Below are 24289 nucleotides of genomic sequence, written 5' to 3' on the forward strand. Positions count from 1 at the left end.
GGATGCAGGAACCATGCTCGCCGCCCTGATCGCGCTCGCCCTGACCCCGCAAGTCGCTGCTCCACCCATGCAGGTCGAGCGGCAGCTGATGCTGACCGGTTTCGATCGTGTCCGCGTCGATGGGCCGTTCACTGTCGAGGTCCGCGCCGGCCCGGGGCCGAACCGGGTGGTCGGCGATCCGCGATCGATCGATGCGGTGCAGGTCCGTGTCGATGGCCGCACGCTGGTCGTCAGCGCCGCGCGCGACGATCGCGGCCGGCCGATCGCCGCATCCTCGCCGGTGGTCGAGCTGTCGAACGACCGGCTGGCCGCGGTTGCCGCCGACGGGGCGGGGACGATCCGCATCGACCGCATGGCCGGTCCCCGCGTCGATATCGCGCTCAGCGGCGATGGCACGGTCACCATGGGCACGGTCGAGGCGGAGGTCGTCAACGCGATGCTGATCGGCAGCGGCAAGCTGACGCTGTCGGGCAGGGGCGGACAGGGCCGGTTCGCGGTCAACGGTCCCGGCAGCATCGATGCGGCGGCCCTGACCATCGATACCTTGCAGGTCCGCAGCGAAGGTACCGGCAACAGCCGCTACCGCGCACGCTATACCGCGGACGTCAGCGCGGAAGGGTCGGGCAGTGTGACGGTCGAGGGTTCGCCGCGATGCCAGCAACGTGGCACCGCGACGATCCGCTGCGGATAGGTTATGCCGCCTCGCGCGTGCGTACCGGATAGTCGGTATAGCCCTCGACTCCGCGCGAATACCATGTCGCCATATTATCGGCATTCAGCTCTGCACCGACCGCGAGCCGTTCGGGCAGGTTGGGATTGGCGAGGAACGGTCGGCCAAAGGCGATGGCGTCGGCAATTCCCGTATCGAGTTCGGCCTGCGCGGTGTCGCCGCGATAATCCTGGTTCAGCACCAGCGGGCCGGCAAAGACCTTGCGGATCTCGGGCGACACGCGCGGCTGGGTCGCGCTGCCGAAGGTGCCGTCGGGGCCCGGTTCGCGCAGTTCGAGGAAGGCGATGCCCTTGTCCGCCAGCAGCTTCGCGGCGGGGACGAACACCGATGCCGGATCGCTGTCGATCACCCCCTGCGTATCGCCGTTGGGCGAGAAGCGCACCGCCGTCCGTCCGGCGCCGACCTCGGCTATCAGCCGGTCGACGACTTCGCCGAGCAGGCGGATGCGGTTTTCGGGCGACCCGCCATAGGCGTCGTCGCGGTGGTTGGCGCCGTCGCGCAGGAACTGGTCGATCAGATAGCCATTGGCGGCATGCAGCTGCACGCCATCGAACCCGGCGGCCTTCGCATTGCGCGCGGCACGCGAGTAATCGTCGAGCACCCGCGCGATATCGTCGAGCGTCGCGGCGCGCGCCGCCGCATACGGTTTCTTGCCGTCATAGGTATGCGCCTTGCCCGGCGCGGTCGTCGCCGACGACGACAGCGGGGCGGCACCGCCCAGGAAATCGGGATGCACCACCCGGCCCATATGCCATAGCTGGGTCACGATCCGGCCGCCGGCCTGGTGGACGGCGTCGGTCACCGGCCTCCACGCCTCCACCTGTTCGTCGGTCCAGAGACCCGGCGCGAACGGCCAGCCGAGTCCTTCGCGGCTGATGCCGGTCCCTTCCGAAATCAGCAGCCCGGCCGAGGCACGCTGTGCATAATAATCGGCCATGATCGCGGTCGGCACATGCTCGCGCGTCGCCCGGCCGCGCGTCAGCGGCGCCATCAACACGCGGTTCGGCGCTTCGATATCCCCCAACGTAATCGGATCGAACAGGGTCGGCATAGGGTACACTCCCGGAAAGCATTGAATTCACGCGACGCCGCAAAGATAGGGCGGTAGGGGGCGACATGCAGCCGGTAACGCCTGAAACAAAAATTATGCCGCACCCAAGAACGCCGCGCCGTGCGATCGCCGCCGTCATCACCGCCAACGTCGCGCTGGCGTTCGGGCCGTGGTTCGTGCGGCTGGCCGATACCGGACCGGTCGCCGCCGCCTTCTGGCGGATCGCGCTGGCGTTGCCGGTGCTGCTGATCGCTGCGTTCTGGACCGATCGCCGTGCATTGGGGCGGGCGGGGTCGATGCTGGTGCCGTTGCTGATCGGCGGTGTCGCCTTTGCCGTCGATCTCGGCGCTTGGCATATCGGCATCCTGCGCACGACACTCGCCAACGCGACGCTATTCGGCAATTGCGCGGTGCTGATCTTCCCGATCTACGGCTTTGTCGCGATGCGCCGCTGGCCGACGCGGGGGCAGGGCGCGGCGTTGCTGCTGGCGGCGGTCGGCGGCGTATTGCTGCTCGGGCGCTCGGCTGAATTATCGTCGCGCCATCTGGCGGGCGATCTGTTCTGCGTGCTCGCCGGCGTCCTGTACGCGGTCTATTTCATCGCGATGCGCCGCGTGCGTCAGACGATGGCGCCGGTGCCCGCGCTTGCCCTGTCAAGTATCGCCAGCGTGCTGCCGCTGCTGGTGCTGGCGATGGCGCTCGGCGAAACGATCCTGCCGACAAACTGGGGCCCGCTGCTGGCACTGGCGCTGGTCAGCCAGATCGCAGGGCAGGGGCTGATGATCTACGCGCTCGGCCATCTCAGCCCGCTGGTCGTCGGCCTGGCGCTGCTGGTCCAGCCGCTGGTCGGGGCGACGATCGGCTGGGCGGCCTATGGCGAGCGGCTGACGATGCTCGACGCTGTCGGCGCCGTGCTGGTCGCCGCCGCGCTGGCACTGGTCAGCGCGCGGCGGCCACCGGCGCGCTGATCAGGACAGCGTCGCCGTATCGGTCAGCGCCCGGAAATCGGTGAGCGACCGGTCGAAGAAATGGGTCCGCGGCGCATCGAACGTCGCCATGTACAGCTTGCCCCCGATCAGCGTCGCCCGCGCCTCGCCCCGGCGCGGCAAGCGGTCATTGTCGAGATAGCTGTAAGTGAAGCGAATTCCGGGCTGGCTGAGGAACGGGTCGGGTGCCGATCCGGTGACCTGGAAATCGGCGATCTGCCGTTCGGTGCGATAGGTCGTTTCGAGCAGTTCGGGGATCTCGACCAGCAGCGTCGATTGCTTCAGCTTCGGCAACGGCTTCTGCTTGCGGCTGGTTTCGCGGACCAGCGGTTCGTCGGCGGCGATCCCGGCATACCAGGTGACGTCGTTCAGCTGTTCGCCGTCCAGCGTCCACGTTTCGGCCTTCTTGCCCGGACGGATCGACAACAGGTTCCAGTCGCGCGGCGGCGTGACGCGGAGCGTCGATCCGGCGATGACGACCGGTTTGCCCTTTTCACGATAGCCATTGGCGGCGACCGGGGTCGCCATCAGGGTGACGGTGGCGAACAGCAGCGCGCTACGGCGCAGGCGGCGGACGGACATGGTCATGGCTCCACGGGTTCGGCCGGGGCGAGCATGGCGATCATGCCAGCATCCGGCGCATCGGGTTTCAGGTGCAGATAACGGCGCAGCGCGGCGCGCCCTTCGCTTGGCCGGCCGGTCTTGAGCAGCGAAAGACCCAGGCCGCGATAGGCATCGGCCAGTGCGGCATCGCCGGCGACGGCGTTGGCATAGAATTCGGCGGCGTTGACCAGGTCGCGCGGATTGCCACGCGTCCGGTACAAATCGCCCCGTGCCAGCCACAGCCGCGGGGTCCAGCCCGGTTCGGCCAGCATCGCGATCAGATAGTCGCTGGCACCGAAATCGTTGAGCTTGATCTGATCGTCGAGAAAGGTCGGCAGCCATGGCGCCAGCGCCTTCGCATAGCGATCCGCGCCATCGTCGCGGCCATCTCCCTGCGGATCGGCGAGCGCTGCCATCGTCGCCGCTCGCTCCACGTCAGGCGGATGCGAGGCCGAAAAGGCGAACAGGTCGTAGCGTGGCTTCGACAGACCGCGAGCGCGCGACGAAGCCTCGGCTTCGGCCATGACGTTGCGCCAGACGCTGGCCGCTGCCTGCGGGCGTAGCATCCCTGCGTTCAGATAACCAAGGCCCAGCAGATCGGCTTCGCGTTCCTGATCGCGCTTGTACCGGTACAGCTGGCCGTACACCGACCACCGCATGTCGTTGTATCCGGCGCGCGTCTGATAACCCGGTGCCATCGACGCCAGCACCGCTGCCCAGCTCAGCAGGTCGGTGCCGGTCCGCTGCGCCTTGAACCGTTCCAGCGAATGGCGGCGTTCGAAATGGCCGAACTCATGGCCGAGGATCGCGCCCAGTTCCGCCTCGTTACGAACGCGGAGCAACAGGCCGCTATACACTCGCATCGTGCCGTTCGGGGACATGCTGGCGTTGAAGACCGGCACTCGCAGGACGTAGATGCGGGTCGCAGCGCAGCGGTCCTTGCCGACCGTCGCGCACAGCACTCCGCGCACATAACCGTTCAGCGCCTCGTCGCGGATCACCTCGGGGGCGTTGGCCAGCGCGCGTTCGTCCTCATCGGCCTCGCGCCACGCGCCGATCTCGTCGACGCCCTGCGGCTGGTAGATGCCGGCATAGGGTGGCGGGGGCGGCGCCTTGCCGATCGGGGCTGCCGCGATGGCGAGCAGCGCGACCAGCGCCGCCGCGCCGCGCGCGAACGCGGTCATCGCGCGGCGGTCTTGACCGGCGTCGCCGCTGCGGCCGGGGCCGCGGTGCTGCCGGGAATCCCTTCGAGCAACTGGCTGATCCGCTTCTGCGCACCCTCCGGCGTCCGCACGTCACCGCCCATGGCATTGTCGGCGTTCAGCCAGACCAGTTCACCGGTCTTCAGATTGACCAGTCCGGCATAGCCAGCATGTTCGCCCGACTTGACCGCGACGCCCGGCCCGAGCAGCGCCACGACCTGCAGGATCTTGCGCCCGGTCGATCCGTACGCGTCCTTGTTATACAGGAACAGCGCATAGTCGGCATCCTTGGCACCGGGCAGTGCGGCGATGCCGCTGCCCAGCGACCAGTCGAACACGCTCGACTTGTTGTCGCGCTTCTTGGTCGGCAGGCGGTTGCCGGGGAAGAACTGATAGTTGATGACCGATTGCGACACCGCCGCGAACAATCCGGCATATTCCTCGACCAGCTGTGCATCGGCGCCATAGCTGTCGGGCGCGGTAATCACCTTGTTGCCCAGCCGCTGCTGCTGTTCGGCAAGCGCGGTTTCGAGATTCTTGCGCGCCTGTTCGGTCCAGTCGCCATTGGGTTCGAACATGCCGCCGGTCGATTGCGCACCGACCGACACGGTCGGACGGAAGACCAGGATCGTCTTGCCGCTGCCGGCGGGCAGTTCGAACCCGGCCTTCGCCGCGGTACGCTCCTGCGCGCTCGCATCGACGACCGCCAACGACAGCACCGCCGCAACCGCGACGGCCAGCATCCGACCAACGTTCATAAAGCCCCCCAGCTCGATATTCTGTCTACGATATCGCCGCGATCATCGCCGCACAAGCCGTGGATGGAGCGCAGACCGCACCGTTTCGGGGCGATCGTCAGGCGACTCCCGCCCGACCCAGATCGACTAGCGCCTCGCCGAAGCGGGCGATGTCGCCCGGCCCGAAACCGGCGATGTTGATCCGGCCGGAGCCCGCCATATAGATGCCGTGCGTCGCGCGCAGCCATTCGATCTGCGTCGGCGACAGTGGCAGGGTGGCGAACATGCCCTTGCCGCGACCGATCGGGGCGAGGTCGACCGATCCCGCCCGTCCGATCGCCGCCAGCTCCGCGCGCAGCCCTTGTAACCGGGTGCGCAGCGCATCGAGCTCGCCGCGCCAGTCGGCGACGAGCTGTTCGTCCTCCAGCACGATCCGCACCGCCGCCGCGCCATGATCGGGCGGCATCGACCAGTTCGCCCGGGCGAGCGCGAGCAGGTTCGACAGCACGATGTCGCGCGCCTCGGCATCGGGCGCGGTCGCCCACAGCGCGCCGGTACGTTCGCGGTACAGCCCGAAATTCTTGTCGCAGGAATAGGCGACCAGCGCGAACGGCACCGCATCGATCACCGCGCGCGTGCCTGCCGCATCGCTCGCCATGTCGTCGCCCAGCCCCTGATAGGCGAGGTCGATGAAGGGTACGAGCCGGCTATCGGCAATGGCGGCGGCGATCGCCTGCCAATCGTCAGGCGTCGGATCGATGCCGGTCGGATTGTGGCAGCAACCGTGCAGCAGGATCGCGTCGCCTGCCTCCGCCTGTCCGATCGCGGCCTGCACCGCTGGCAGGTCGACCGCCTGCGCATCCATGTCGAACATGGCGTGGGGAACGACGACGATGCCCGCCGCAGCAAATACCGGCGCATGATTGGCCCAGCTCGGCTGCCCGATCAGGATGCGGCGCACCCCCGCCTTGGCCAGCAGTTCCGCGCCCAGCCGCAGCGCACCGGTGCCGCCCGGCGTCTGCAATCCGCAGCGGCGATCGGCCGTCGGGGCGGGGCCGAACACCAGCGGTTCGAGCAGCGCGACAAAACCCTTGTCGCCCTCCGGCCCCAGATACGCCTTGCTGTCCTGCGTCGCGATCAGCCGCATTTCGGCCTGCTTCACCGCCTGCATCACCGGGGTATGGCCGTGATCGTCGCGAAACACGCCGACGCCCAGGTCGATCTTGTGGGCACGCGGATCGGCCCGGAACGCGCCGATCAGGCGCAACAGGGAATCGGCGGGCTGGGCGACGAGCGAACGAAACGGCATGAACATCCCCGAAATGGCGGTAACGCCGCGCCTATAGGCCGATCGATGCGGCGAAGGCAGGAAAAAGCGGCGTTACACCTTTCGGACGATTACCCTTCTTGCCCGGCCAGATAGCGTTCGAGATCGTCGCTGCCGCCGATGCGTTCGCCATCGATGAACACCTGCGGGGTCGTATCGACGCCCTGTTCGGCCTTGAACGCGTCGACCTCCTCGCGCGATCGCAGGATCCGGTCGTCGACGCTATAGCCGGCCGATTGCAGCAACTGCTTGGCATGGACGCCGAACGGACAGATGTGATCGGGCAGGACCATGCGATAGAGCGTGGCGTTCAACGTATCGGCCATGACGAAATCCTTCTGGAACAGACGGTCCCCGCCACAGCGCCCGGACCGTGCCGGGGTTCCGCCGTTGCCGTTTGGGTCGCCACCCCCTAGCTAGTAGGGATGATGGAGGATGCGATGGCCCCGCTGGCACCTGCCGACCTGACGCTCGACGAACTGCGCGCGGCGCTCGCCCCGCTGGTCGCGGCCAATGCCGCGTTCGATGGCTGGAACGACAAGGCGGTCGCCGCCGCCGCACAGACTTTCGGCGCCGATGCCGATGTCGCGCGGCTGGCCTATGCCGGCGGTGCGGTCGACATGATCGACGCCTGGTTCGCCGAGATCGACCGGCGGATGATCGAGGCGCTGCCCGCCGACCGCCTGTCCGCCATGAAGATCCGCGAACGCATCACTGCCCTCATCGAGGCACGGCTGGCGGCGGTCGCGGGCGAGCGCGAGGCGCTACGCCGGGCGCTGGCGATTCTTGCCATGCCACAAAATGTCGCGCGCGCGGCGAAACTCGGCTGGCGGACCGTCGACCTGATGTGGCGGCTGGCTGGCGACAGCGCGACCGATTACAATCATTATACCAAGCGGGCGATGCTTGGTGCGGTCTATGCCGCGACCATCACCGTGTTCCTTGACGACGAAAGCGGCGGCCATGCCGATACCCGCGCCTTCCTGTCGCGGCGGATCGACGGCATCATGCGCTTCGAAAAGTTCAAGGGGCGGATGCTCGCCTCGCGCGATCCCGAACGACGGCTCAGCCTGTCGCGCTTCGTCGGACGGCTGCGCTATCCCGCTGTCTGAGTCTGAAAAAATCCGCTTTCAATAGCGGGGTCTTATTGCTAATCAGTCGCAATGCTCGCTCCCAATCTCAATCTCGCCCAGTTGCCCCGCACCCAGCAGGCCACCGTCGCGTCGATCGAATGGGATCGGATGTCGCCGACCGAGGCACGGCGCCTGCGCGAATTCGGGCTGGATGAGGGCGTCGATATCGAACTGCTCCACCGCGCGATGCTGGCCGGTGGGCCGCTAGCCTGCCGGATCGGACGGATGACCGTCGCGCTGCGTGCCCATGTCGCCGGCGCGATCCGCGTCGCACCGCTGGCAGGCTGACCGGACCCGACGTGAACCCCGCACCTCTGGTCGCACTTGTCGGCAATCCCAATGCCGGCAAGACCGCGCTGTTCAACGCGCTGACCGGCGCCCGGCAAAAGGTCGGTAATTATCCCGGCGTCACCGTCGAACGCCATTCGGGCCGTTTGGCGCTCGACGACGGGCGGCCGATCGAACTGGTCGACCTGCCCGGCACGTACAGCCTCGACCCCTCCAGCCCCGACGAAGCGGTCACCCGCGACGTCGTGCTCGGGCGGCAGGCGGGCGAGCGCGTGCCCGATGCGATGATCGTCGTCGCCGACGCGACCAATCTCGACAATCACCTGCGCTTCGTCCTCCAGCTGAAATCGCTCGGGCGGCCGATGGTGCTGGCGCTCAACATGATCGACATGGCGGCGCGCGACGGGCTGAAGATCGACCTCGACATCCTGTCCGCCGAACTGAACCTGCCGGTCGTTGCGACCGTCGCCGTGCGCAAGCGCGGGCTGGACGAACTGCGCGCGGCGCTGGCCGGTGCCCTGTCCGGTGCTGCCCGTTCGGCGCCGGTCGACGACGTAGAGGCCGATATCCGTCATTTCCAGCGCGAGGCCCGCCGCATCGCGCGCATCGCCGTGGTCGAACAGCCGCGCGCGCGCGCCGTCACCCGCGGCGTCGATCGCATCGCGCTGCACCCGGTCGCCGGGCCGATCCTGCTGCTCGCCATCCTGTTCGTCATGTTCCAGGCGGTGTTCAGCTGGTCCGAAGCACCGATCGGCTGGATCGAGGGTGCGCAGGGCTGGCTGGCCAATACCGCGGTGGCGACGCTGCCCGACAATTTTCTGCGCGACCTGCTGGTGGAGGGGGTCATCAACGGCGTCGGATCGGTGGTGGTGTTCCTGCCGCAGATCCTGATCCTGTTCGTCTTCATCCTGCTGCTCGAAGCGTCGGGCTATATGGTCCGCGCCGCGTTCCTCATGGACCGGTTGATGAGCGGCGTCGGCCTTTCGGGCCGGGCGTTCATCCCGCTGCTGTCGTCCTTTGCCTGCGCGATTCCCGGAATCATGGCCACGCGCTCGATCGACGATCCCAAGGAACGGCTGACCACGATCCTGATCGCGCCGCTGATGACCTGTTCGGCGCGCCTGCCGGTCTATGCGGTCATCATCGGCGCGTTCATTCCGGCGCGCCAGGTGCTGCCCGGTGTGGGGCTACAGGGGCTGGTGCTGCTGGTGCTGTACCTGACCGGCATCCTCGGCGCAGTGATCGCCGCCTTCGTGCTGCGGCGGACCGCGACCAAGGGGGTCGGCGGCGGCTTCCTGATGGAAATGCCGCGCTATCAACTCCCCTCGATCCGCGACATCGCGATCGGCCTGTGGCAGCGCGCCTATGTCTTCCTGCGCCGCGCGGGCACGATCATCCTGCAGGTGACGGTCGCATTGTGGCTGCTGACCTCCTATCCGGTCGCGCCGGCGGGGGTGAAGCAGTCCGAATATTCGATCGCCGGGCGGATCGCGTCGGGGCTGGAGGTCGTGTTGCGGCCGATCGGCTTCAACCATGAAATGTCGCTCGCGGTGATCCCGGCGATGGCCGCGCGCGAAGTCGCGGTGTCGGCGCTCCTGACCGTCTATGCGATCGACGCGGCGGACGAGGAACAGGGCGCGCAGGAACTTGGTGGCCGCTTGGCCGGACGCTGGAGCCTTGCCACCGCGCTCGCCTTCCTTGCGTGGTTCGTGTTCGCGCCGCAATGCCTGTCGACGATCGCGGTCGCCCGGCGCGAGACCAATGGCTGGAAATGGCCGCTGGTGATGATCACCTATCTGTTCGCACTGGCCTATATCGCGGCGGGTGCGACCTATTGGACGGCGGTCGCCTTCGGGCTGGGATAAGCGCTTCGTCCACATCGTCACTCCCGCGAAGGCAGGAGTCCATACACGTAGCGATAGTGCATTTATCAGGACCGTCAGCGACAATGGATTCCCGCCTGCGCGGGAATGACGAACACGCCAGGCCCTATTCTTCCCGCTTCACCCCATCCAGCAACGCCTTGCGCCGCGCGGCATCGGCATCGTCGCGCGCTTTTTCGGCGGCGGTCCGGCCGAATTTCGCGCGATTGGCATTGGCTTCGTGGGCACGTTCCGCTTTGGCGCGGGCCTTGCGGAAACGGTTGAGGTTGATGACGTCGCCCATCAAGGTTCCTTTCGACGCGGAATCTGCCGTGCCATTGCCGGATTGACCAGTCCGAAACGCATGTTGCCGAAAGTGCCGATGCCGCGTAGCGGGCGCGGGCGCAGGGAAGGGCGATATGCGGCATCGGACGGCAATGGGCAGGGCGGCGGCGGTGGCGCTGGCGCTATCGGCGACCGCGTGTGGCGGCGGCAGCGGGGCGGAGGGCGGCACGGTCGTTGCCCCTACGCCGACACCCACGCCTGCACCTTCGCCAACCCCGACGCCCAGCCCGACCACGACGGCCAGCTGGTGGCGACCGACGACGGCGACGACATGGCAGTGGCAGTTGAGCGGCACGATCGACACGCGCTACGCCGTCGACGCCTATGACATCGACCTGTTCGACGCGCCGCCCGCGACCATCGCCGCACTGCACGCCGCCGGGCGACGGGTGATCTGCTATTTCTCCGCCGGATCGTCCGAGAATTGGCGCAGCGACGATGGCGAGTTCGCCGCCGCCGATCGCGGCGCAACGCTCGATGGCTGGGCGGGCGAGCGCTGGCTGGCGGTCACGTCGACCAATGTCCGCCGGGTGATGGCGCTTCGCCTCGATCTGGCAAGGGCCAAGGGCTGCGACGCGGTCGAGCCGGACAATGTCGATGGCTATGCCAATCGCAACGGGCTGAACATCACCGCCGACCAGCAACTCGACTATAACCGGTTCCTCGCTACCGAAGCGCACAAGCGCGGCCTGTCGATCGGGTTGAAGAACGATCTCGATCAGGTGGCGGTGCTGGCCCCGGCGTTCGATTTCGCGGTCAACGAACAATGCCATGAATATGTCGAATGCGACCGGCTGACCCCGTTCCTGACCGCCGGCAAACCGGTGTTCGTGGCGGAGTATAAGGCCGCCTATCGCACCAACAGCGGCGGTGCACGCGACACGCTGTGCGCGGCGTCGCGGGCGCAGGGGTTGCGGACGCTGGTGCTGCCGATCGAACTCGACAACCGCTTCAGGTTCAGCTGCGACGGAGATTGACGCCACTGGCAATGCGCGGCGCACTGGCATAACAGCGACGATCAGGTTTCGAACGAGGATTTTCAGCGATGGCTGGTAGCGTCAACAAGGTCATTCTGGTGGGCAATCTGGGCCGCGACCCCGAGTCGCGCTCGTTCCAGAATGGCGGCAAGGTGGTGAACCTGCGCATCGCCACGTCGGAATCGTGGAAGGACCGCAATTCGGGCGAGAAGAAGGAAAAGACCGAATGGCATTCGGTCGCGATCTTCAACGAAGGGCTGGCAAACGTCGCCGAACGCTTCCTGCGCAAAGGCTCGAAGGTCTATATCGAGGGCCAGCTCCAGACGCGGAAGTGGCAGGACCAGCAAGGGCAGGACAAGTACAGCACGGAGATCGTGTTGCAGGGATTCAACAGCGTGCTGACGATGCTCGACGGTCCCGGCGGTGGTCAGGGCGGCGGCGGTGGTCGCAGCGGTGGCGGCGACTTTGGCGGCGGTGACGATTTCGGCGGCGGCTCGGGTGGCGGCTATGGCGGCGGCCAGAGCGGCGGATCGCGCGGCGGCGGCAGCGGCGGCGGTTACAATTCGGGCGGTAACAAGGGCGGCAATTTCGGCGGCGGCTTCGGCGACGATCTCGACGACGACGTACCGTTCTGATCGCCGCGCACCTCGCTCCCTCTCCCGCCGGGAGAGGGAAGGGGGCCGTCCGGCGCAGTCGGATGGGAAGGGTGAGGGTGAACCTGCTCGAGCGGGAAAGTCGTTAACCCGGCCGTTTCAACACGAAGGTCGTAACCGACCGGGGCGGCGCCACCATTGTGCTCCCCGCAACCGGCGCCGCATTGTGCGTCGCGTCGGTCACGATCGTCTCGGACAGGCGATAGCCCCCGGCAGCCAGCGACAGGTCGCGGCGGACCGGCCCCGGGTTCACATGCACCACGACCAGCGTCGCACCATCGGCGGATAAGGCGGCGATGCTGTCCATGTCGTCGATCGGGAGCAGCCGGTACCCGGGCCGGACATAGCGGCTGAAATTGGCCATCGCCCAATATTTGCGGGTGATGTGGATCGACTCCGGACGCGGGGCGGCTGCGGTCAGGTCCATCTTGATGAGACCCCAGTTCGATCCCGGCTTGCCGTCGCGTGCACTGATATTTTCGACCGCCTGCCAGAATACCCATGCCGCCGGTTCCAGCCGCCGGATGTCGCCGACGACATGTTCGGCAAAGGCGAGCGCGGTCGCCATGCTTTCGAAATTCTCCGGGTCCTTGTCGGCGCTCATGTCGTGCTCGCTCATCCACAGGCGGATGTCGGCGGCGCGCGCAATGTCGCGAACGGCGGTCTGGTGGGTGTTGGCATAGCTATGGACGTTCAACTGCCCGACCCGAGCGCGCGTCGCCGGGTTCCAGCCGGCCCAGTCGGCGACGAACAACGTCGAATTGGTCTCGTCAGGGGCGGCGATCACCGTCTTCAGCCCGCGTGCCTTCAGCGCGGCGTCGGCGGCATCGATCATCCTGCCCTGCCGCGCCGGGCTCCAGTGCGCGCCTTCCTGCGTATTGGCGGCGAACCAGTAATCGGTGTTCGGCTCGTTGACCGGGGACAAGGTGCGAAAGGTGAGGCGGTGACGGCGTTGCAGTTCGTCGACCACCCGCGCCAGATAGGTCGCGAATTGTGGCTCGGCACCGGGGCGCAGATTGTCGTCGCTACCCTTGGTCGCGCCCGACACCCGCCCGCTGACGGTCATGAACCATGGCGGTGAATTGGAGAATGCTTCGAAGATCGGCTGGCGGACGCGGCTGCGGATCGCATCCAGCCACCAGCGCTGATGTGCATCGGCCGACCAGTCCCACATCGTCGGATCCTCGGGCCGCCACCAATCGCTGCCGGTGGCGCCGGCCGGTCGTCGCCAGAAGCCCGGTACGGCCGCTCCGGTGCGCAGATAGCGCGGGGTATCGGCGGCATTGCCCCCGCCGATATTGTAGCGCGCGATCGTCCAGCCGAGGCCGTTCGGTCCGTAGAATAGATCGGCCAGCCGCTCACGCGTCGCATCGGGATAGCCGCCGGTGACGTTCGCGAACCAGGCGAGCGCGGTGCCCCATCCCTCGAACGTCGTCCCCGGCCGGTCGGTCGCGACATGCAGCGTGATCGCGACCGTTGCCGGCGCGGCTTCGGTCGGTGTCTGCGCCACGCCGGGCGCGGCCATACCGGCCAGCAGCAGCATCGCCGCCAGTTTTCGCATCGTCCGCCGCCGTACCGCCATCCGCATTCTCCTATTGTCCGACAAGTTCCACATGATGGACGGCTGGTTCATTTGATGAAACGTCAGCCGATCGACAATTGCGTATCCTCACGCGCCTGCTGCAACAGCGCGACCGTCGCCTCGCGCGCGCCGCCCGCGTCCCCGGCCGCGATCGCGGCGAACAGCTGGCGATGCTGCGGGATCGAGTCACGTGGCTGGCGGCTCTTGCGGTGCTTGAACATCGTCGTCCACCGCACCGCCGCCCCAATACTCCCCGCCAAACTGACCAGTAGTTCGTTCGACGTTGCCTCGAGGATGATGTGGTGGAAACGCTGGTCGGCGGCCTGTCCGGTGGGGCTGGCCAGGCCATAGCGCGCCATTTCCTCCAGCGCGTGGCCCATTTGCGACAATTGCTCACCGGTGCGCAGTCGTGCGGCCAGCTCGGCGGCGGCCGGCTCCACGATCATCCGCAACTGGAACAGGTTGTCGACGAAACCGGCCGGCGGTTCGCCTTCAAACATCCATGCCAGCACGTCGGGATCGAGCAGGTTCCAGCGTGCGCGGTCGCATACCCTGGTGCCGGTCTTGGGCTTGCTGACGATCAGTCCCTTGCCCGACAACATCCGCAGCGCTTCCCGCACGACGCCACGAGAGATCCCGCGTTGTTCGGCCAGATCATATTCGCCGGGCAGGATCGATCCGGGCGGATAGCGTCCGGTAACGATCGCAATGCCGATGTCGCGCGCCGTCTGGGCGTGTGCCGATGCCGTATTCCGGTCGTGCGTCAATGCTCTGTCTCGCTCCTGCTTCCCTAACCTGACGCAATCCGAAAAATCGTCAACATGGTATATTGTTTAACAAATAGGATACGGTTATTATGTCGGACAACTGGACGGCGTCACGACGCGATCATGCGCGACGACCGCCCGGTCATTGGGGAGGATGACGATGGCTTCTTTGCGTAGTTCGTTCCGTGTCGGCACGTCGCTGGTCGCGATGGGGATCGCAGGACTGGCACAGGTCGCGGTAGCGCAGGACGCGCCGACGCGCGGTTCGCTGAACGCTGCACAGGCCGCCGAACAGGGCGTCGACGGTGACGACATCGTCGTGACCGGCGTGCGCGAGAGCCTTCGCACCGCACAGGCGATCAAGCGCAACTCCGATCAGATCGTCGATTCGGTCAGCGCGCAGGACATCGGCAAGCTCCCCGACGTCAACACCACCGAAGCGTTGCAACGCATCACCGGCGTGCAGATCCAGCGCCGCTATGGCGAAGGCGCCACCGATTTCGACCACCGGACCCAGCCGGCGATCACCGTCCGCGGCCTGACCCAGGTGCAGAACTTCCTCGACGGCCGCGCCGTCTATTCGGCATCGGGCGGCCGTGCGTTCGATCTCGAAGGGATCCCGCCCGAACTGCTCTCGGGCATCGACGTGTACAAGAACGCGCCCGCCAACATCATCGAAGGCGGCGTCGGCGGCGCGGTCAATCTGCGTACGCGCCGTCCGTTCGATTCGAACAAGGAAGTCATCAGCGTTACGGCCCGCGGCAACTATTACGACCGCGTCGACAAGCCGGGCTATGCCTTTTCCGGCCTCTATTCCAATCGCTACGACACCAGCATCGGCGAGATCGGCCTGTTGGTGAACGCGGTCTATTCGAAGAGCCAGTATCGTCAGGACGGCCTGCTCGCCGGCCCGTTCGGCGAAGCGCGCCCCGGATCGATCGCCAATGCGCCGTCCAACGCGCAGATTCCCTATGGTTTCGAAGTCTATGACGACACCGGCGACCGCAAGCGCTTCGGCATCGCCGCCGCCGTCCAGTGGCAGGCCAGCGACGACCTGCTGCTGACGGCGCAGTATCAGGGGACCAAATACTGGTTCAACCGCACCGGCGCCTATTATTACGATTTCAACAACCTGCCCGGCAATCAGTATGATTCGCAGGGCCGGGTGACGCAGTACAACACGCTGCCGACGCCGGGTGCCGCCTTCACCTTCAACGACGATGGCTATGCGACCAGCGGTTCGCTGTCGCCGCAGACGTTCGAAACCGGCCGTTTCGACCAGGAATTGTGGAGCGCGTCGCAGAACCTGACCTTCAACGCCGCATGGCAGGCGACCGACCGCGCAAAGGTCAGCTTCGACGTCCAGTATCTGACGTCCTATTACAATGCCGACCGCAACGGCCACGTCCTGTCGCTGTACAGCCGCACCGGGCAGAACGCGACCGGCCAATATGGCAGCACGGTCGCGCCGCATCCGTCGACCGTTACCTTCGACCTGCGCGGCAAATATCCGCGCTGGGACGTGACCAACCCGGCGGTGCTGAACAATCCGGCGAACTACTCGCTGCCGTTCATCGCCGACTCGCTCCAGCGCAACGACGCCGATACGCTCGCCCTAGCCTATGACCTCGAATATGAGGTCGAGGGCAATTTCCTGAAGAAGCTGCGCGGCGGGGGGCGCTATGCCGACAATTCGATCGAACTACGCGGCACGTGGAACGGCGTCTGTCTGTATCAGGGGATCGCGCCGGGCTGCCGAGACGTGCCGCAGGGGACGCCGCTAATCCCGCTCACCAATTTCCCGCAGCTGGCGATGAAGGGTCCGTCGAAGAACTGGTTCGACGGCAATACCGTCACCGGCGGCATCCTGTATCCCGCCTTCCCCGCCGGCGACGGTGTCTGGGAACAGACCAAGGCGCTCTACGCGCTGTTCGGTGCGCAGACCAAGGACGCGTTCACCCCGGGTGACCTGAATACCCAGACCGAGAAGACCTATACCGCGTGGGGTATCGCCGATTACGCGTTCGACGTCGGCAGCGTGAAGCTCGACGGCGGTCTCGGTATCCGCATCGTCAAGACCAAGACCACCTCGATCGGTACCCAGTTCAACAATAACGGCAGCATCTCGCCGCTGTCGGTCGGCAACGACTATACCAACGTCCTGCCCAGCGTGAACATCCGCGCCCGCTTCACCGACCAGTTCCAGATGCGCTTCGCCTATTCGAAGGGCGTGGCGCGGCCGAACTTCGACGTGCTGTCGACCAACGTCACGTTGCAGAACCCGAACCAGGTCGATCCCAGCAACGGGCTGCCCTTCGCCAATTCGGGCAATCCCTATCTGCGCCCGATCAAATCGGACAATCTCGACCTGACCGCCGAATGGTATTTCGCGCCGACCGGATCGCTGACCGCCGGCCTGTTCTACAAGTCGGTCAACGGCTTCCTGTCGAGCGGCCGGTTCATCGGCACCTATGGCGGACGGTCGTACAACGTGAATTCGTCGGTCAATTCGGGCGACGGCACGGTCAAGGGGCTGGAGGCCGGCTATCAGCAGTTCTTCGACTTCCTGCCGGGGTTGCTGAGTGGCCTGGGCGTGCAGGCCAACTACACCTATGTCGACTCGAACGTGGAGAACCCGTTCTCGTCGTCGGCGAACAACCTGCCGTCGTCGCTGCCGCTCGAGAAGCTGTCGAAGCATAGCTACAATCTGATCGGCCTGTACGAAAAGGGGCCGATCACCGCCCGCGTCGCGTGGAACTGGCGGTCGAGCTATCTGGAACAAACGACCGGCAGCGGCGCCAACGGCCAGGGCCAGTTCGCCAAGCCCTATGCCTCGCTCGACGCGTCGATCAGCTACAACCTGACCGACAAGATCGCGGTATCGGCCGACGTCGTGAACCTGAACAACCGCATGAACGTGCTCTACATCGGCACGCCGTCGGCACCGCTGCAATATCAGCTGAACGACCGCCGTTTCGGGCTGTCGGTCCGGGCAACCTATTGATCCCCACCTGCCGGCGTGGTGACGTTCGCCACGCCGGCAATTTTTTTGGGGGACAAGTGTACCATGCGGATCATGCTGGATCGGGTGACCGTCCATCATGTCGGGAACGAACGCGAACCCGTCATGGTCATCGATGCTGCCACCGGCGCCGTCGACGCACTGGTCGATCGTGCCGCGACCCGCGCCACCTTTGCGCCGGCGGCCAGCGTCGGCAGTCATTATCCCGGTTTGCTCGGCACCGCTCCGACCGCCTATATCGACGGGCTGGTCCGCGATGTCCTGCCCCTGCTCTCGCACCATTTCGGCGGACAGGCGCTGCGCCCGGTCCGCGCACGCGGCAATTTTTCGTTGGTGACGACCGATCCGGCCGATTTGTCGGTCGAACAGCGTGCGCCGCATGTCGATGCCGCCGACCGGTTGCAATTCGCGGCGGTCCATTATCTGTGCGCCGGGGATCAGGGCGGCACCGGCTTTTTCCGCCACCGCGCCACCGGCTTCGAAACCATCGATGCCGATCGCCTGCCCAGCTATGATGCCGCCCGACGCGCGGAGGAAGACCGCTCCGGCGACGGCTATCCCGGACAGGGTGACGATCCCGCCTTCGCGCCGATCGCCCAGTGCCGGGCGGTGCGCGACCGGATCGTCCTGTACCGTGCAGCGCTGCTCCATTCGGGGCTGATCGCGCGGGTACCCGACCATGCCGACGACCCGCGTCGCGGGCGGCTGACCGGCAATCTCTTCCTGCAATGCGCGGTGGCGGCATGAGCGCGCCGCTGACCAGCATCGCCATCATCGGCGGCGGTACCGCCGGCTGGATGGCGGCGGCGGCGCTGTCGCGGGTCTTGGGTCGATCGGTCGCGATCACGCTGGTCGAATCCGAAGCGATCGGTACGGTCGGGGTGGGGGAGGCGACAATCCCGCCGATTCAGGCGTTCAACGCGCTGCTCGGCATCGACGAGGACGATTTCGTCCGCGCGACGCAGGGCAGTTTCAAGCTCGGCATCGAATTCGTCGATTGGGGAGCGAAGGGCGAACGCTATTTCCACCCGTTCGGGGTGTACGGCATCGATTTCGGACCGATCCCGTTCGAGGCGATGTGGCACCGGCTGCGCGCCGCGGGGGCAGCGGCCCCACTCGACGCCTATTCGATCTGCGCGGCGGCGGCGCAGGGCAACCGGTTCCAACGTCCGCTCGACCCGCCCGGCAATACCCCGCTCCACCATGTCGGCTATGCGTTCCATTTCGATGCCGCGCTCTATGCCGCCTATCTGCGCCGCATTGCCGAGGCCGCAGGCGTGGCCCGGCGCGAGGGGCAGGTAGTCGATGTGACGCGTGACGCCGGGGATGGCCGGATCGACAGCGTCACGCTCGCCGCTGGCGGGCAGGTCGCCGCCGATTTCTTCATCGACTGTTCGGGGTTCCGCTCGCTGCTGCTCGGCGAAACGCTAGGCAGCGTGTTTCAGGACTGGTCGCACTGGCTGCCCAATGACCGCGCGGTCGCGGTGCCGAGTGCCAATGCCGGACCGCCTACCCCCTATACCCGATCGACCGCGCGCGCGGCGGGCTGGCAATGGCGCATCCCGCTCCAGCATCGCATCGGCAATGGCTACGTTTTTTCCAGCGCGCATTGTTCGGAGGACGACGCGACCGCGACGCTGCTCGCCAACCTTGACGGCGCGCCGCTCGCCGATCCGCGCGTGCTGCGCTTCCGTACCGGGCGGCGGCAGGATTGCTGGGTCGGCAATTGTGTCGGGCTGGGGCTGTCGACCGGCTTTCTCGAACCGCTCGAATCGACCAGCATCCATTTGATCCAGGCGGGGATCGCCCGGTTGCTGGAAATGCTGCCGGGGCGGGATCCCGATCCGGCGATGGTGCGACGCTACAACCGGTTGATGGCGGCCGAGTTCGACGGCATCCGCGATTTCATCATCCTGCATTTCCACGCGACGGCACGCGACGACACGCCCTATTGGGATCATGTCCGCACCATGACGGTGCCCGACACGCTGGCCGAACGTCTCGCCGAATATCGCGCGACCGGGCGGGTTTATCGCGAGGCGGACGACCTGTTCACCCGGACCAGCTGGCTGGCGGTGCTCGATGGGCAGGGGGTGCGCGCGGCCGGGCATGATCCGCTGGCCATGGCGATGCCGCTCGACGAAGCGCGCGAACGGCTGGCGCGGATCGCGGCGGTAACGGCGGCGGCGGCCGGACGGATGCCGGCGCATGGCGCTTTCATCGCCGCGCACTGTGCGGCGCCGATTGCATCACCGGCCTGATTGTATATTGTCAGACAAAATTGACGTTCGGGGAGAGTGACGTGAAGCTGAGCAGGATGCTGGTCGGGGCCGGCGTGATGGCATTGGCGATGCCGGCGATGGCACAGGCGCCGAAGGTCGATCCGGTACAGGTCGATCCCAGCCGGCCCGATTGGGAAAACCCGGCGGTCTATGCGCGCAGCAAGATGCCCGCCCATGCGACCGGCTTCGCCTTTGAAAGCCGCGAGCGCGCGCTGGCCGGACACCGGACGCAGTCGAGCCGTTTCCTGTCGCTGAACGGCGACTGGCGCTTCAACTTCAGCCCGTCGGTCGACGGCGCGCCCAAGGGGTTTCAGGCGCCGGGCTATGACGTGTCGCTATGGAAGACGATTCCGGTGCCGGCGATGTGGCAGGCCGAGGGCTACGGCCAGCCCAAATACAACAACATCACCTACCCATTCCCGGCCAATCGCCCGCTCGTTCCCCACGACACCAACGAAACCGGCTCCTATCGCCGCGACTTCGACCTGCCCGCAGCGTGGAGTGGCGACGATGTGATCCTGCATATCGGCGCGGCGGGATCGGCGTACCGCGTCTGGGTCAACGGACAGGAAGTCGGCTATTCGGAGGACAGCAAGCTGCCGTCCGAATTCGACGTGACCCGGCAGGTGAAGCCCGGCCGCAACACGGTGGCGATACAGGTCATCCGCTGGTCCGACGGGTCGTATCTGGAGGATCAGGATTTCTGGCGCGTGTCGGGGATCGAGCGCGAAGTCTATGTCGCGGCGGTGCCGAAGACACGGATCGCCGACTTCTTCGTCCATGCCGGGCTGGACGATGCGTTCCGCGACGGCCGGCTGGCGGTCGACGTCGCGGTAAAGGGGACGGCTGCGGCCAAGGCACGCATCGTCCTGCTCGACGGCACCCGCGAAGTCCTGTCGCGCGAGGCGGCGGTCGGCGGGCGGGGTGACACGCGCTCGGTGACGCTGAAGGCCGATGTGCCGGGCGTGCGGCAATGGAGCGCGGAGACGCCCAATCTCTACACGCTGCTGGTCGAACTGGTCGATGCGCAGGACCGGGTGATCCAGTCGACGCCGCAGCGTATCGGCTTCCGCGACGTGCGGATGCTGAACGGCAAGGTGACCGTCAACGGCCGCCCGATCGTGATCCGCGGCATCAACCGCCACGAGCACGACCCGGTGACGTTCCACGTCATTTCCGACGAATCGATGCGCCGCGACATGGAGTTGATGAAGCGCAACAACTTCAACGCCATCCGCACCTCGCACTATCCAAACGACCCGCGCTGGTATGCGCTGGCCGACGAGATGGGCATGTACGTGATGGACGAGGCCAATATCGAGAGCCACGCGTATATGGATTACGCGAACAAGAATCCGGAATTGCGCTCCAAGCTGCAGATCGGCTTCGACCCGGCATGGGAAGGCGCGCATATCAGCCGCGTCATGAACATGGTCGAGCGTGACAAGAATCACCCCTCGGTCATCTTCTGGTCGCTCGGCAACGAAGCTGGCATCGGTCCGAATTTCGAAAAGGCGGCGGCGGCGATCCGCAAGCGCGATAGCGGGCGGCTGGTCTCCTATCTTGGCTGGGGTACGCTCGACTGGGATCACCAGCCCAATCCCTATGTCGATATCTATGCGCCGATGTACGACGACGTCGAAAAGATGGTCGACTGGGCCAAGGATCCGACGCGCAAGCAGCCGATGATCCAGTGCGAATATGCCCATATGCAGGGCAACTCGGGCGGCAATTTCAAGGAATATTGGGACACGATCTACGCCCACCCGGAAAAGCTGCAGGGTGGCTTCATCTGGGACTGGGTCGACCAGTCGATGTACCGCACCAACAAGGACGGCAAGCGCTACTGGGGCGATGGCGGCGAATATGGCCCCAATCCCGGCGGCGATATCGAGTTCGGCGACGGGCTGAACCAGCCCGACCGCACCCCCAATCCGCAACTCTATGAGGTGCAGAAGGTCCTCTCGCCGATCCAGTTCGAAGGGTTCGATCCCGCGACCGGCCGCCTGACCGTGCGCAACCGCCACGATTTCCGCGACCTGTCGGGCTTCGCCTTCGACTGGGTGATCGAGGAGGACGGGGTGCCGGTCGCGACCGGTCCGCTCCCCGCGCTGACCACCGTCGCGCATGGTACGGAGACGGTGACGGTGCCGCTGACGTCGTTGCAGCGCAAACCCGGCGCGGAATATTTCGTGACCGTCCGCGCCCGCGCCAAACAGGGCGCGGTACCGATGGTCCCGGCCAACTATGTCGTCGGCTGGGAACAGTTCGCGCTCGGCAAGTCGGTGGCACCGGTCGCGGTGCGCAAGGGGAACGTCACGGTCGCCGACAGCGCAGATGTGGTCCGGCTGTCGGCGAACGGCGCTTCGCTGTCGATCGATCGCAAGACTGGGTTGCTGGACGGCTATCGCAGCGGCGGCACGACCCTGATCGAAGGAGGCGCGCCGAATTTCCACCGTGCGCCGACCGACAATGATCTCGCCAACGGCAACCTCGCCGATACGTCGGCCTGGGAACCGATCGCCGCCAACCGGCAGGTCCGGTCGGTGACAACCGAGCGTGCCGCCGACGGGTCGGCCAGCGTACGCGTCGATTACGAACTGGGCGCGGGTGCCGCTTCGTTCGTCACCACCTATACCATGGCCGGCGACGGATCGGTGGCGGTGGTCGGCGACTTCGTACCGCTAAAGAGCGACCTGACCGCGCCGATCCGTATCGGCATGGCGTACACGCTGCCGACGTCGCTGAAGACGGTCGAATGGTATGGCCGCGGCCCGCACGAAAGCTATGTCGATCGCAAGACCAGTGCGGCGATCGGGCTGTGGCGCGGCGCCATCGCCGACCAGAACCATGATTACATGCGGCCGCAGGATACCGGCAACAAGGTCGATGTCCGCTGGATGGAGTTGAGCGGCACCGGGCGCGGGGTGCGCGTCGTCGGCGATACGCTATTGATGATGCAGGCGCTGGCCTTCCCCTACACCGACCTCGACCGGCGCCCGGCGGGTACGTGGAAGTCGAGCGATATCGTGCCGCACGACCACGTCACGCTGAACATCGACGCCGCGCAATGGGGCGTCGGCGGCGACACGACATGGAGCCATGTCGGCCAGCCGCACATGCAATATCGCACCAAGCTGGTGCCGACGCGCATCGCCTTCCGCCTCGAACCGTTCAGCGGCGAGGGGACCACGCCCGACAAGGCACGTCCCGCCCGCGCGACCGAGGCGCAGTGATGCGGGGCGCGGGAGTCGCCGTGGTGCTGGCGGCGGGACTGCTGGTCGCCGCCGCCGCGCCCGCGCCGCGCTGGGACAGCCCCGGCGCGGCCAATCCGCTGTTGCCGGGCTATTTCGCCGATCCGTCGATCGTCCGCGATGGCGGGCGCTGGTATATCTTTGCCACCATCGATCCATGGGGTGACGACCGGCTGGGGTTGTGGACGTCGGAGAACGGCCGCGACTGGCGCTTCTCGATGCCGAACTGGCCGACCAAGGCGGCGGCGACCAGCCCGTCCTCGGGCGATTCGAAGGTCTGGGCGCCATCGGTGGTGAAGGCCGCCAATGGTCGCTGGTACATGTTTGTCTCGGTCGGCAGCGAGGTGTGGGTCGGCAGCGCCGCCTCGCCCGCCGGTCCGTGGGCCGACGCCAATGGCGGCAAGCCGCTGATCGCGAAAGCCTTCGCCCCCGATTATCACATGATCGATGCCGAAGCGTTCATCGACGATGACGGACAGGCCTATCTTTATTGGGGATCGGGCTGGAACTGGACCAACGGGCACTGTTTCGTCGTGAAGCTGAAGCCCGACATGGTGACCTTCGACGGCACGCCCCGCGACGTCACCCCCCCCAATTATTTCGAAGGGCCGTTCATGGTCCGGCAGGGCAAGCATTATCTGCTGACCTATAGCGACGGCAAGACGACGACCGACACCTACAAGGTGCGCTACGCGATCGGTGACACGCCGTTCGGGCCTTTTCGTGAGGGGCCGGACAGCCCTATCCTGTCGACCGATACCGCGCGGTCGGTCATCAGCCCCGGCCATCACGCCGTGTTCCGGTCGGGTGGCCAGCCCTATATCCTGTATCACCGGCAGGGCCTGCCCTTTCCGCCGCCGGGCGATGCGGTGCTGCGGCAGATCGCGGTCGATCCGCTGACGATCCGGCCCGATGGCAGCATCGCAAAGGCGGTACCGAGCCATGGCGGCGCGGTGAACGGCTTCGCTGCGCGGCGCGATGCGGGCCTGCGCTGGCGGGCGAGCGGGCAGGGCAGCGACGCGCTGCACGGACCGCAGCGGGCGGCGGACGACAATTACGCGACGTGGTGGGCGCCAGCCAAGGGAGCATCCCCGCAACTTACCGCCGATCTGGGCGCGGTGCGGCCAGTGAAAGGCAGCGCGCTCCGGATGCGTTTCCCGACGCAGCGCTACACGCTGTCGGTCGAAGGATCGCCTGACGGCCGGGTCTGGCAAAAGCTGGCGACGGTGGATCAGGCAACCGGATCGCCGATCGAACTGAGCCACCCCGCCCAGGTCCGCTATCTGCGGTTGCAGGTTCCGGTGGATGCCGGTGTGTGGGAGTGGACGCTGCGGTAGCGTAAGCGCACCGCAACTGTGGTCGGACGTGCGCTGGGCGTGCAGGAGCGACCGATCTTCGCGACCTGCTCCCCTCCCTGACAAGGGAGGGACTGTTTACACCGGCAGCATTTTGGATTCTTGTCTGTTCCCGAGGGTTGAGACAGGGAGG

21 protein-coding genes are annotated in these 24289 nt (G+C 66.4%); 12 read left to right on the forward strand and 9 right to left on the reverse strand.

Translation table 11 applies throughout. The features are described from left to right. Nucleotides 1-13 precede the first annotated feature (13 nt). On the forward strand, nt 14-691 hold the full coding sequence (locus ASE59_RS14615) for a head GIN domain-containing protein (protein ID WP_056457763.1): 678 nt from the start codon (nt 14-16) through the stop codon (nt 689-691). A gap of 1 nt (nt 692) precedes the next feature. Here the strand turns inward: ASE59_RS14615 and ASE59_RS14620 are convergent, their stop codons facing one another. Next, complete coding sequence (locus ASE59_RS14620) at nt 693-1781, reverse strand: alkene reductase (RefSeq protein WP_056457766.1); 1089 nt, start codon at nt 1779-1781, stop codon at nt 693-695. Between the two features lie 95 nt (nt 1782-1876). Between ASE59_RS14620 and ASE59_RS14625 the strand changes: the two genes are divergently transcribed. After that, complete coding sequence (locus ASE59_RS14625) at nt 1877-2749, forward strand: DMT family transporter (RefSeq protein WP_200913298.1); 873 nt, start codon at nt 1877-1879, stop codon at nt 2747-2749. Here ASE59_RS14625 and ASE59_RS14630 read toward each other — a convergent pair whose 3' ends face one another. The 5 genes from ASE59_RS14630 to ASE59_RS14650 form a co-directional block, all read right to left on the reverse strand. Next, nucleotides 2750-3349, reverse strand: a complete 600-nt coding sequence (locus ASE59_RS14630) for a hypothetical protein (RefSeq protein WP_056457821.1) — start codon at nt 3347-3349, stop codon at nt 2750-2752. Nucleotides 3350-3351: 2 nt separating this feature from the next. Further along, a complete protein-coding gene (locus tag ASE59_RS14635; RefSeq protein WP_056457772.1) occupies nt 3352-4554 on the reverse strand; it encodes a M48 family metallopeptidase in 1203 nt (400 codons plus the stop codon). Further along, entirely contained in the window at nt 4551-5330 is a 780-nt protein-coding gene (locus ASE59_RS14640; protein ID WP_056457775.1) for a hypothetical protein, read from the reverse strand. Before ASE59_RS14640 ends, ASE59_RS14635 begins: the two co-directional genes overlap by 4 nt. 97 nt (nt 5331-5427) lie before the next feature. Further along, nucleotides 5428-6618 carry an amino acid aminotransferase gene (locus ASE59_RS14645; RefSeq protein WP_056457824.1) on the reverse strand — a complete coding sequence of 397 codons (1191 nt, stop codon included), beginning with the start codon at nt 6616-6618 and terminating at the stop codon, nt 5428-5430. Nucleotides 6619-6707: 89 nt separating this feature from the next. Next, nucleotides 6708-6962 carry a glutaredoxin domain-containing protein gene (locus ASE59_RS14650; RefSeq protein WP_056457777.1) on the reverse strand — a complete coding sequence of 85 codons (255 nt, stop codon included), beginning with the start codon at nt 6960-6962 and terminating at the stop codon, nt 6708-6710. Between the two features lie 114 nt (nt 6963-7076). On the opposite strand from ASE59_RS14650, the gene ASE59_RS14655 reads away from it, so the two are divergent. The 3 genes from ASE59_RS14655 to feoB are packed head-to-tail and all read left to right on the forward strand — an operon-like array spanning nt 7077 to nt 9922. Continuing rightward, the gene (locus tag ASE59_RS14655) at nt 7077-7748 is read left to right on the forward strand and encodes a COQ9 family protein (protein ID WP_235515792.1); all 672 of its coding nucleotides are present in this window, start codon (nt 7077-7079) and stop codon (nt 7746-7748) included. A gap of 51 nt (nt 7749-7799) precedes the next feature. Beyond that, nucleotides 7800-8057 carry a FeoA family protein gene (locus tag ASE59_RS14660; protein WP_056457784.1) on the forward strand — a complete coding sequence of 86 codons (258 nt, stop codon included), beginning with the start codon at nt 7800-7802 and terminating at the stop codon, nt 8055-8057. A gap of 11 nt (nt 8058-8068) precedes the next feature. Further along, nucleotides 8069-9922: a ferrous iron transporter B gene (feoB, locus tag ASE59_RS14665; protein WP_056457787.1), complete on the forward strand. Its 1854-nt coding sequence runs from the start codon at nt 8069-8071 to the stop codon at nt 9920-9922. 124 nt (nt 9923-10046) lie between these two features. On the opposite strand, the gene ASE59_RS19325 is transcribed toward feoB, so the two are convergent. Further along, a complete protein-coding gene (locus ASE59_RS19325) occupies nt 10047-10223 on the reverse strand; it encodes a DUF4169 family protein (protein WP_082458486.1) in 177 nt (58 codons plus the stop codon). Between the two features lie 115 nt (nt 10224-10338). Here ASE59_RS19325 and ASE59_RS14670 point away from each other — a divergent pair, with 115 nt between their 5' ends. Beyond that, the gene (locus ASE59_RS14670; protein WP_056457790.1) at nt 10339-11241 is read left to right on the forward strand and encodes an endo alpha-1,4 polygalactosaminidase; all 903 of its coding nucleotides are present in this window, start codon (nt 10339-10341) and stop codon (nt 11239-11241) included. Nucleotides 11242-11309: 68 nt separating this feature from the next. Further along, nucleotides 11310-11876 carry a single-stranded DNA-binding protein gene (ssb, locus tag ASE59_RS14675; RefSeq protein ID WP_056457793.1) on the forward strand — a complete coding sequence of 189 codons (567 nt, stop codon included), beginning with the start codon at nt 11310-11312 and terminating at the stop codon, nt 11874-11876. Between the two features lie 103 nt (nt 11877-11979). Here the strand turns inward: ssb and ASE59_RS14680 are convergent, their stop codons facing one another. Both ASE59_RS14680 and ASE59_RS14685 read right to left on the reverse strand, forming a co-directional pair. Next, nucleotides 11980-13527 (reverse strand): glycoside hydrolase family 30 protein, encoded by a 1548-nt coding sequence (locus tag ASE59_RS14680; RefSeq protein WP_235515793.1) that lies wholly within the window; start codon nt 13525-13527, stop codon nt 11980-11982. Between the two features lie 11 nt (nt 13528-13538). Continuing rightward, the gene (locus tag ASE59_RS14685; RefSeq protein WP_056457798.1) at nt 13539-14243 is read right to left on the reverse strand and encodes a FadR/GntR family transcriptional regulator; all 705 of its coding nucleotides are present in this window, start codon (nt 14241-14243) and stop codon (nt 13539-13541) included. Nucleotides 14244-14403: 160 nt separating this feature from the next. Between ASE59_RS14685 and ASE59_RS14690 the strand changes: the two genes are divergently transcribed. From ASE59_RS14690 to ASE59_RS14710, 5 genes are all read left to right on the forward strand, one after another. Beyond that, nucleotides 14404-17247, forward strand: coding sequence for a TonB-dependent receptor (locus ASE59_RS14690; RefSeq protein WP_156360097.1), 2844 nt, complete (start codon nt 14404-14406; stop codon nt 17245-17247). A gap of 63 nt (nt 17248-17310) precedes the next feature. Then, the gene (locus ASE59_RS14695) at nt 17311-18012 is read left to right on the forward strand and encodes a DUF6445 family protein (RefSeq protein WP_056457803.1); all 702 of its coding nucleotides are present in this window, start codon (nt 17311-17313) and stop codon (nt 18010-18012) included. Beyond that, nucleotides 18009-19526, forward strand: coding sequence for a tryptophan halogenase family protein (locus ASE59_RS14700; protein WP_056457827.1), 1518 nt, complete (start codon nt 18009-18011; stop codon nt 19524-19526). Before ASE59_RS14695 ends, ASE59_RS14700 begins: the two co-directional genes overlap by 4 nt. A gap of 56 nt (nt 19527-19582) precedes the next feature. Then, complete coding sequence (locus ASE59_RS14705) at nt 19583-22783, forward strand: glycoside hydrolase family 2 TIM barrel-domain containing protein (protein ID WP_056457806.1); 3201 nt, start codon at nt 19583-19585, stop codon at nt 22781-22783. Then, complete coding sequence (locus tag ASE59_RS14710; protein ID WP_056457809.1) at nt 22783-24138, forward strand: family 43 glycosylhydrolase; 1356 nt, start codon at nt 22783-22785, stop codon at nt 24136-24138. The genes ASE59_RS14705 and ASE59_RS14710 overlap by 1 nt, the downstream gene beginning before the upstream one ends. Nucleotides 24139-24289 lie beyond the last annotated feature (151 nt).

The sequence above is a fragment of the Sphingomonas sp. Leaf10 genome, from assembly GCF_001421245.1.
In the GTDB taxonomy this organism is placed as follows: Bacteria; Pseudomonadota; Alphaproteobacteria; order Sphingomonadales; family Sphingomonadaceae; genus Sphingomonas.

Excerpts from the sequence above, each read along its gene's own strand:
- ASE59_RS14615 (WP_056457763.1), top strand. The coding sequence starts at position 14 with ATGCTCGCCGCCCTGATCGCGCTCGCCCTGACCCCGCAAGTCGCTGCT.
- ASE59_RS14620 (WP_056457766.1), bottom strand. The coding sequence starts at position 1,781 with ATGCCGACCCTGTTCGATCCGATTACGTTGGGGGATATCGAAGCGCCG.
- ASE59_RS14625 (WP_200913298.1), top strand. The coding sequence starts at position 1,877 with ATGCCGCACCCAAGAACGCCGCGCCGTGCGATCGCCGCCGTCATCACC.
- ASE59_RS14630 (WP_056457821.1), bottom strand. The coding sequence starts at position 3,349 with ATGTCCGTCCGCCGCCTGCGCCGTAGCGCGCTGCTGTTCGCCACCGTC.
- ASE59_RS14635 (WP_056457772.1), bottom strand. The coding sequence starts at position 4,554 with ATGACCGCGTTCGCGCGCGGCGCGGCGGCGCTGGTCGCGCTGCTCGCC.
- ASE59_RS14640 (WP_056457775.1), bottom strand. The coding sequence starts at position 5,330 with ATGAACGTTGGTCGGATGCTGGCCGTCGCGGTTGCGGCGGTGCTGTCG.
- ASE59_RS14645 (WP_056457824.1), bottom strand. The coding sequence starts at position 6,618 with ATGCCGTTTCGTTCGCTCGTCGCCCAGCCCGCCGATTCCCTGTTGCGC.
- ASE59_RS14650 (WP_056457777.1), bottom strand. The coding sequence starts at position 6,962 with ATGGCCGATACGTTGAACGCCACGCTCTATCGCATGGTCCTGCCCGAT.
- ASE59_RS14655 (WP_235515792.1), top strand. The coding sequence starts at position 7,077 with ATGGCCCCGCTGGCACCTGCCGACCTGACGCTCGACGAACTGCGCGCG.
- ASE59_RS14660 (WP_056457784.1), top strand. The coding sequence starts at position 7,800 with ATGCTCGCTCCCAATCTCAATCTCGCCCAGTTGCCCCGCACCCAGCAG.
- ASE59_RS19325 (WP_082458486.1), bottom strand. The coding sequence starts at position 10,223 with ATGGGCGACGTCATCAACCTCAACCGTTTCCGCAAGGCCCGCGCCAAA.
- ASE59_RS14670 (WP_056457790.1), top strand. The coding sequence starts at position 10,339 with ATGCGGCATCGGACGGCAATGGGCAGGGCGGCGGCGGTGGCGCTGGCG.
- ssb (WP_056457793.1), top strand. The coding sequence starts at position 11,310 with ATGGCTGGTAGCGTCAACAAGGTCATTCTGGTGGGCAATCTGGGCCGC.
- ASE59_RS14680 (WP_235515793.1), bottom strand. The coding sequence starts at position 13,527 with ATGAACCAGCCGTCCATCATGTGGAACTTGTCGGACAATAGGAGAATG.
- ASE59_RS14690 (WP_156360097.1), top strand. The coding sequence starts at position 14,404 with ATGGCTTCTTTGCGTAGTTCGTTCCGTGTCGGCACGTCGCTGGTCGCG.
- ASE59_RS14695 (WP_056457803.1), top strand. The coding sequence starts at position 17,311 with ATGCGGATCATGCTGGATCGGGTGACCGTCCATCATGTCGGGAACGAA.
- ASE59_RS14700 (WP_056457827.1), top strand. The coding sequence starts at position 18,009 with ATGAGCGCGCCGCTGACCAGCATCGCCATCATCGGCGGCGGTACCGCC.
- ASE59_RS14705 (WP_056457806.1), top strand. The coding sequence starts at position 19,583 with ATGCTGGTCGGGGCCGGCGTGATGGCATTGGCGATGCCGGCGATGGCA.
- ASE59_RS14710 (WP_056457809.1), top strand. The coding sequence starts at position 22,783 with ATGCGGGGCGCGGGAGTCGCCGTGGTGCTGGCGGCGGGACTGCTGGTC.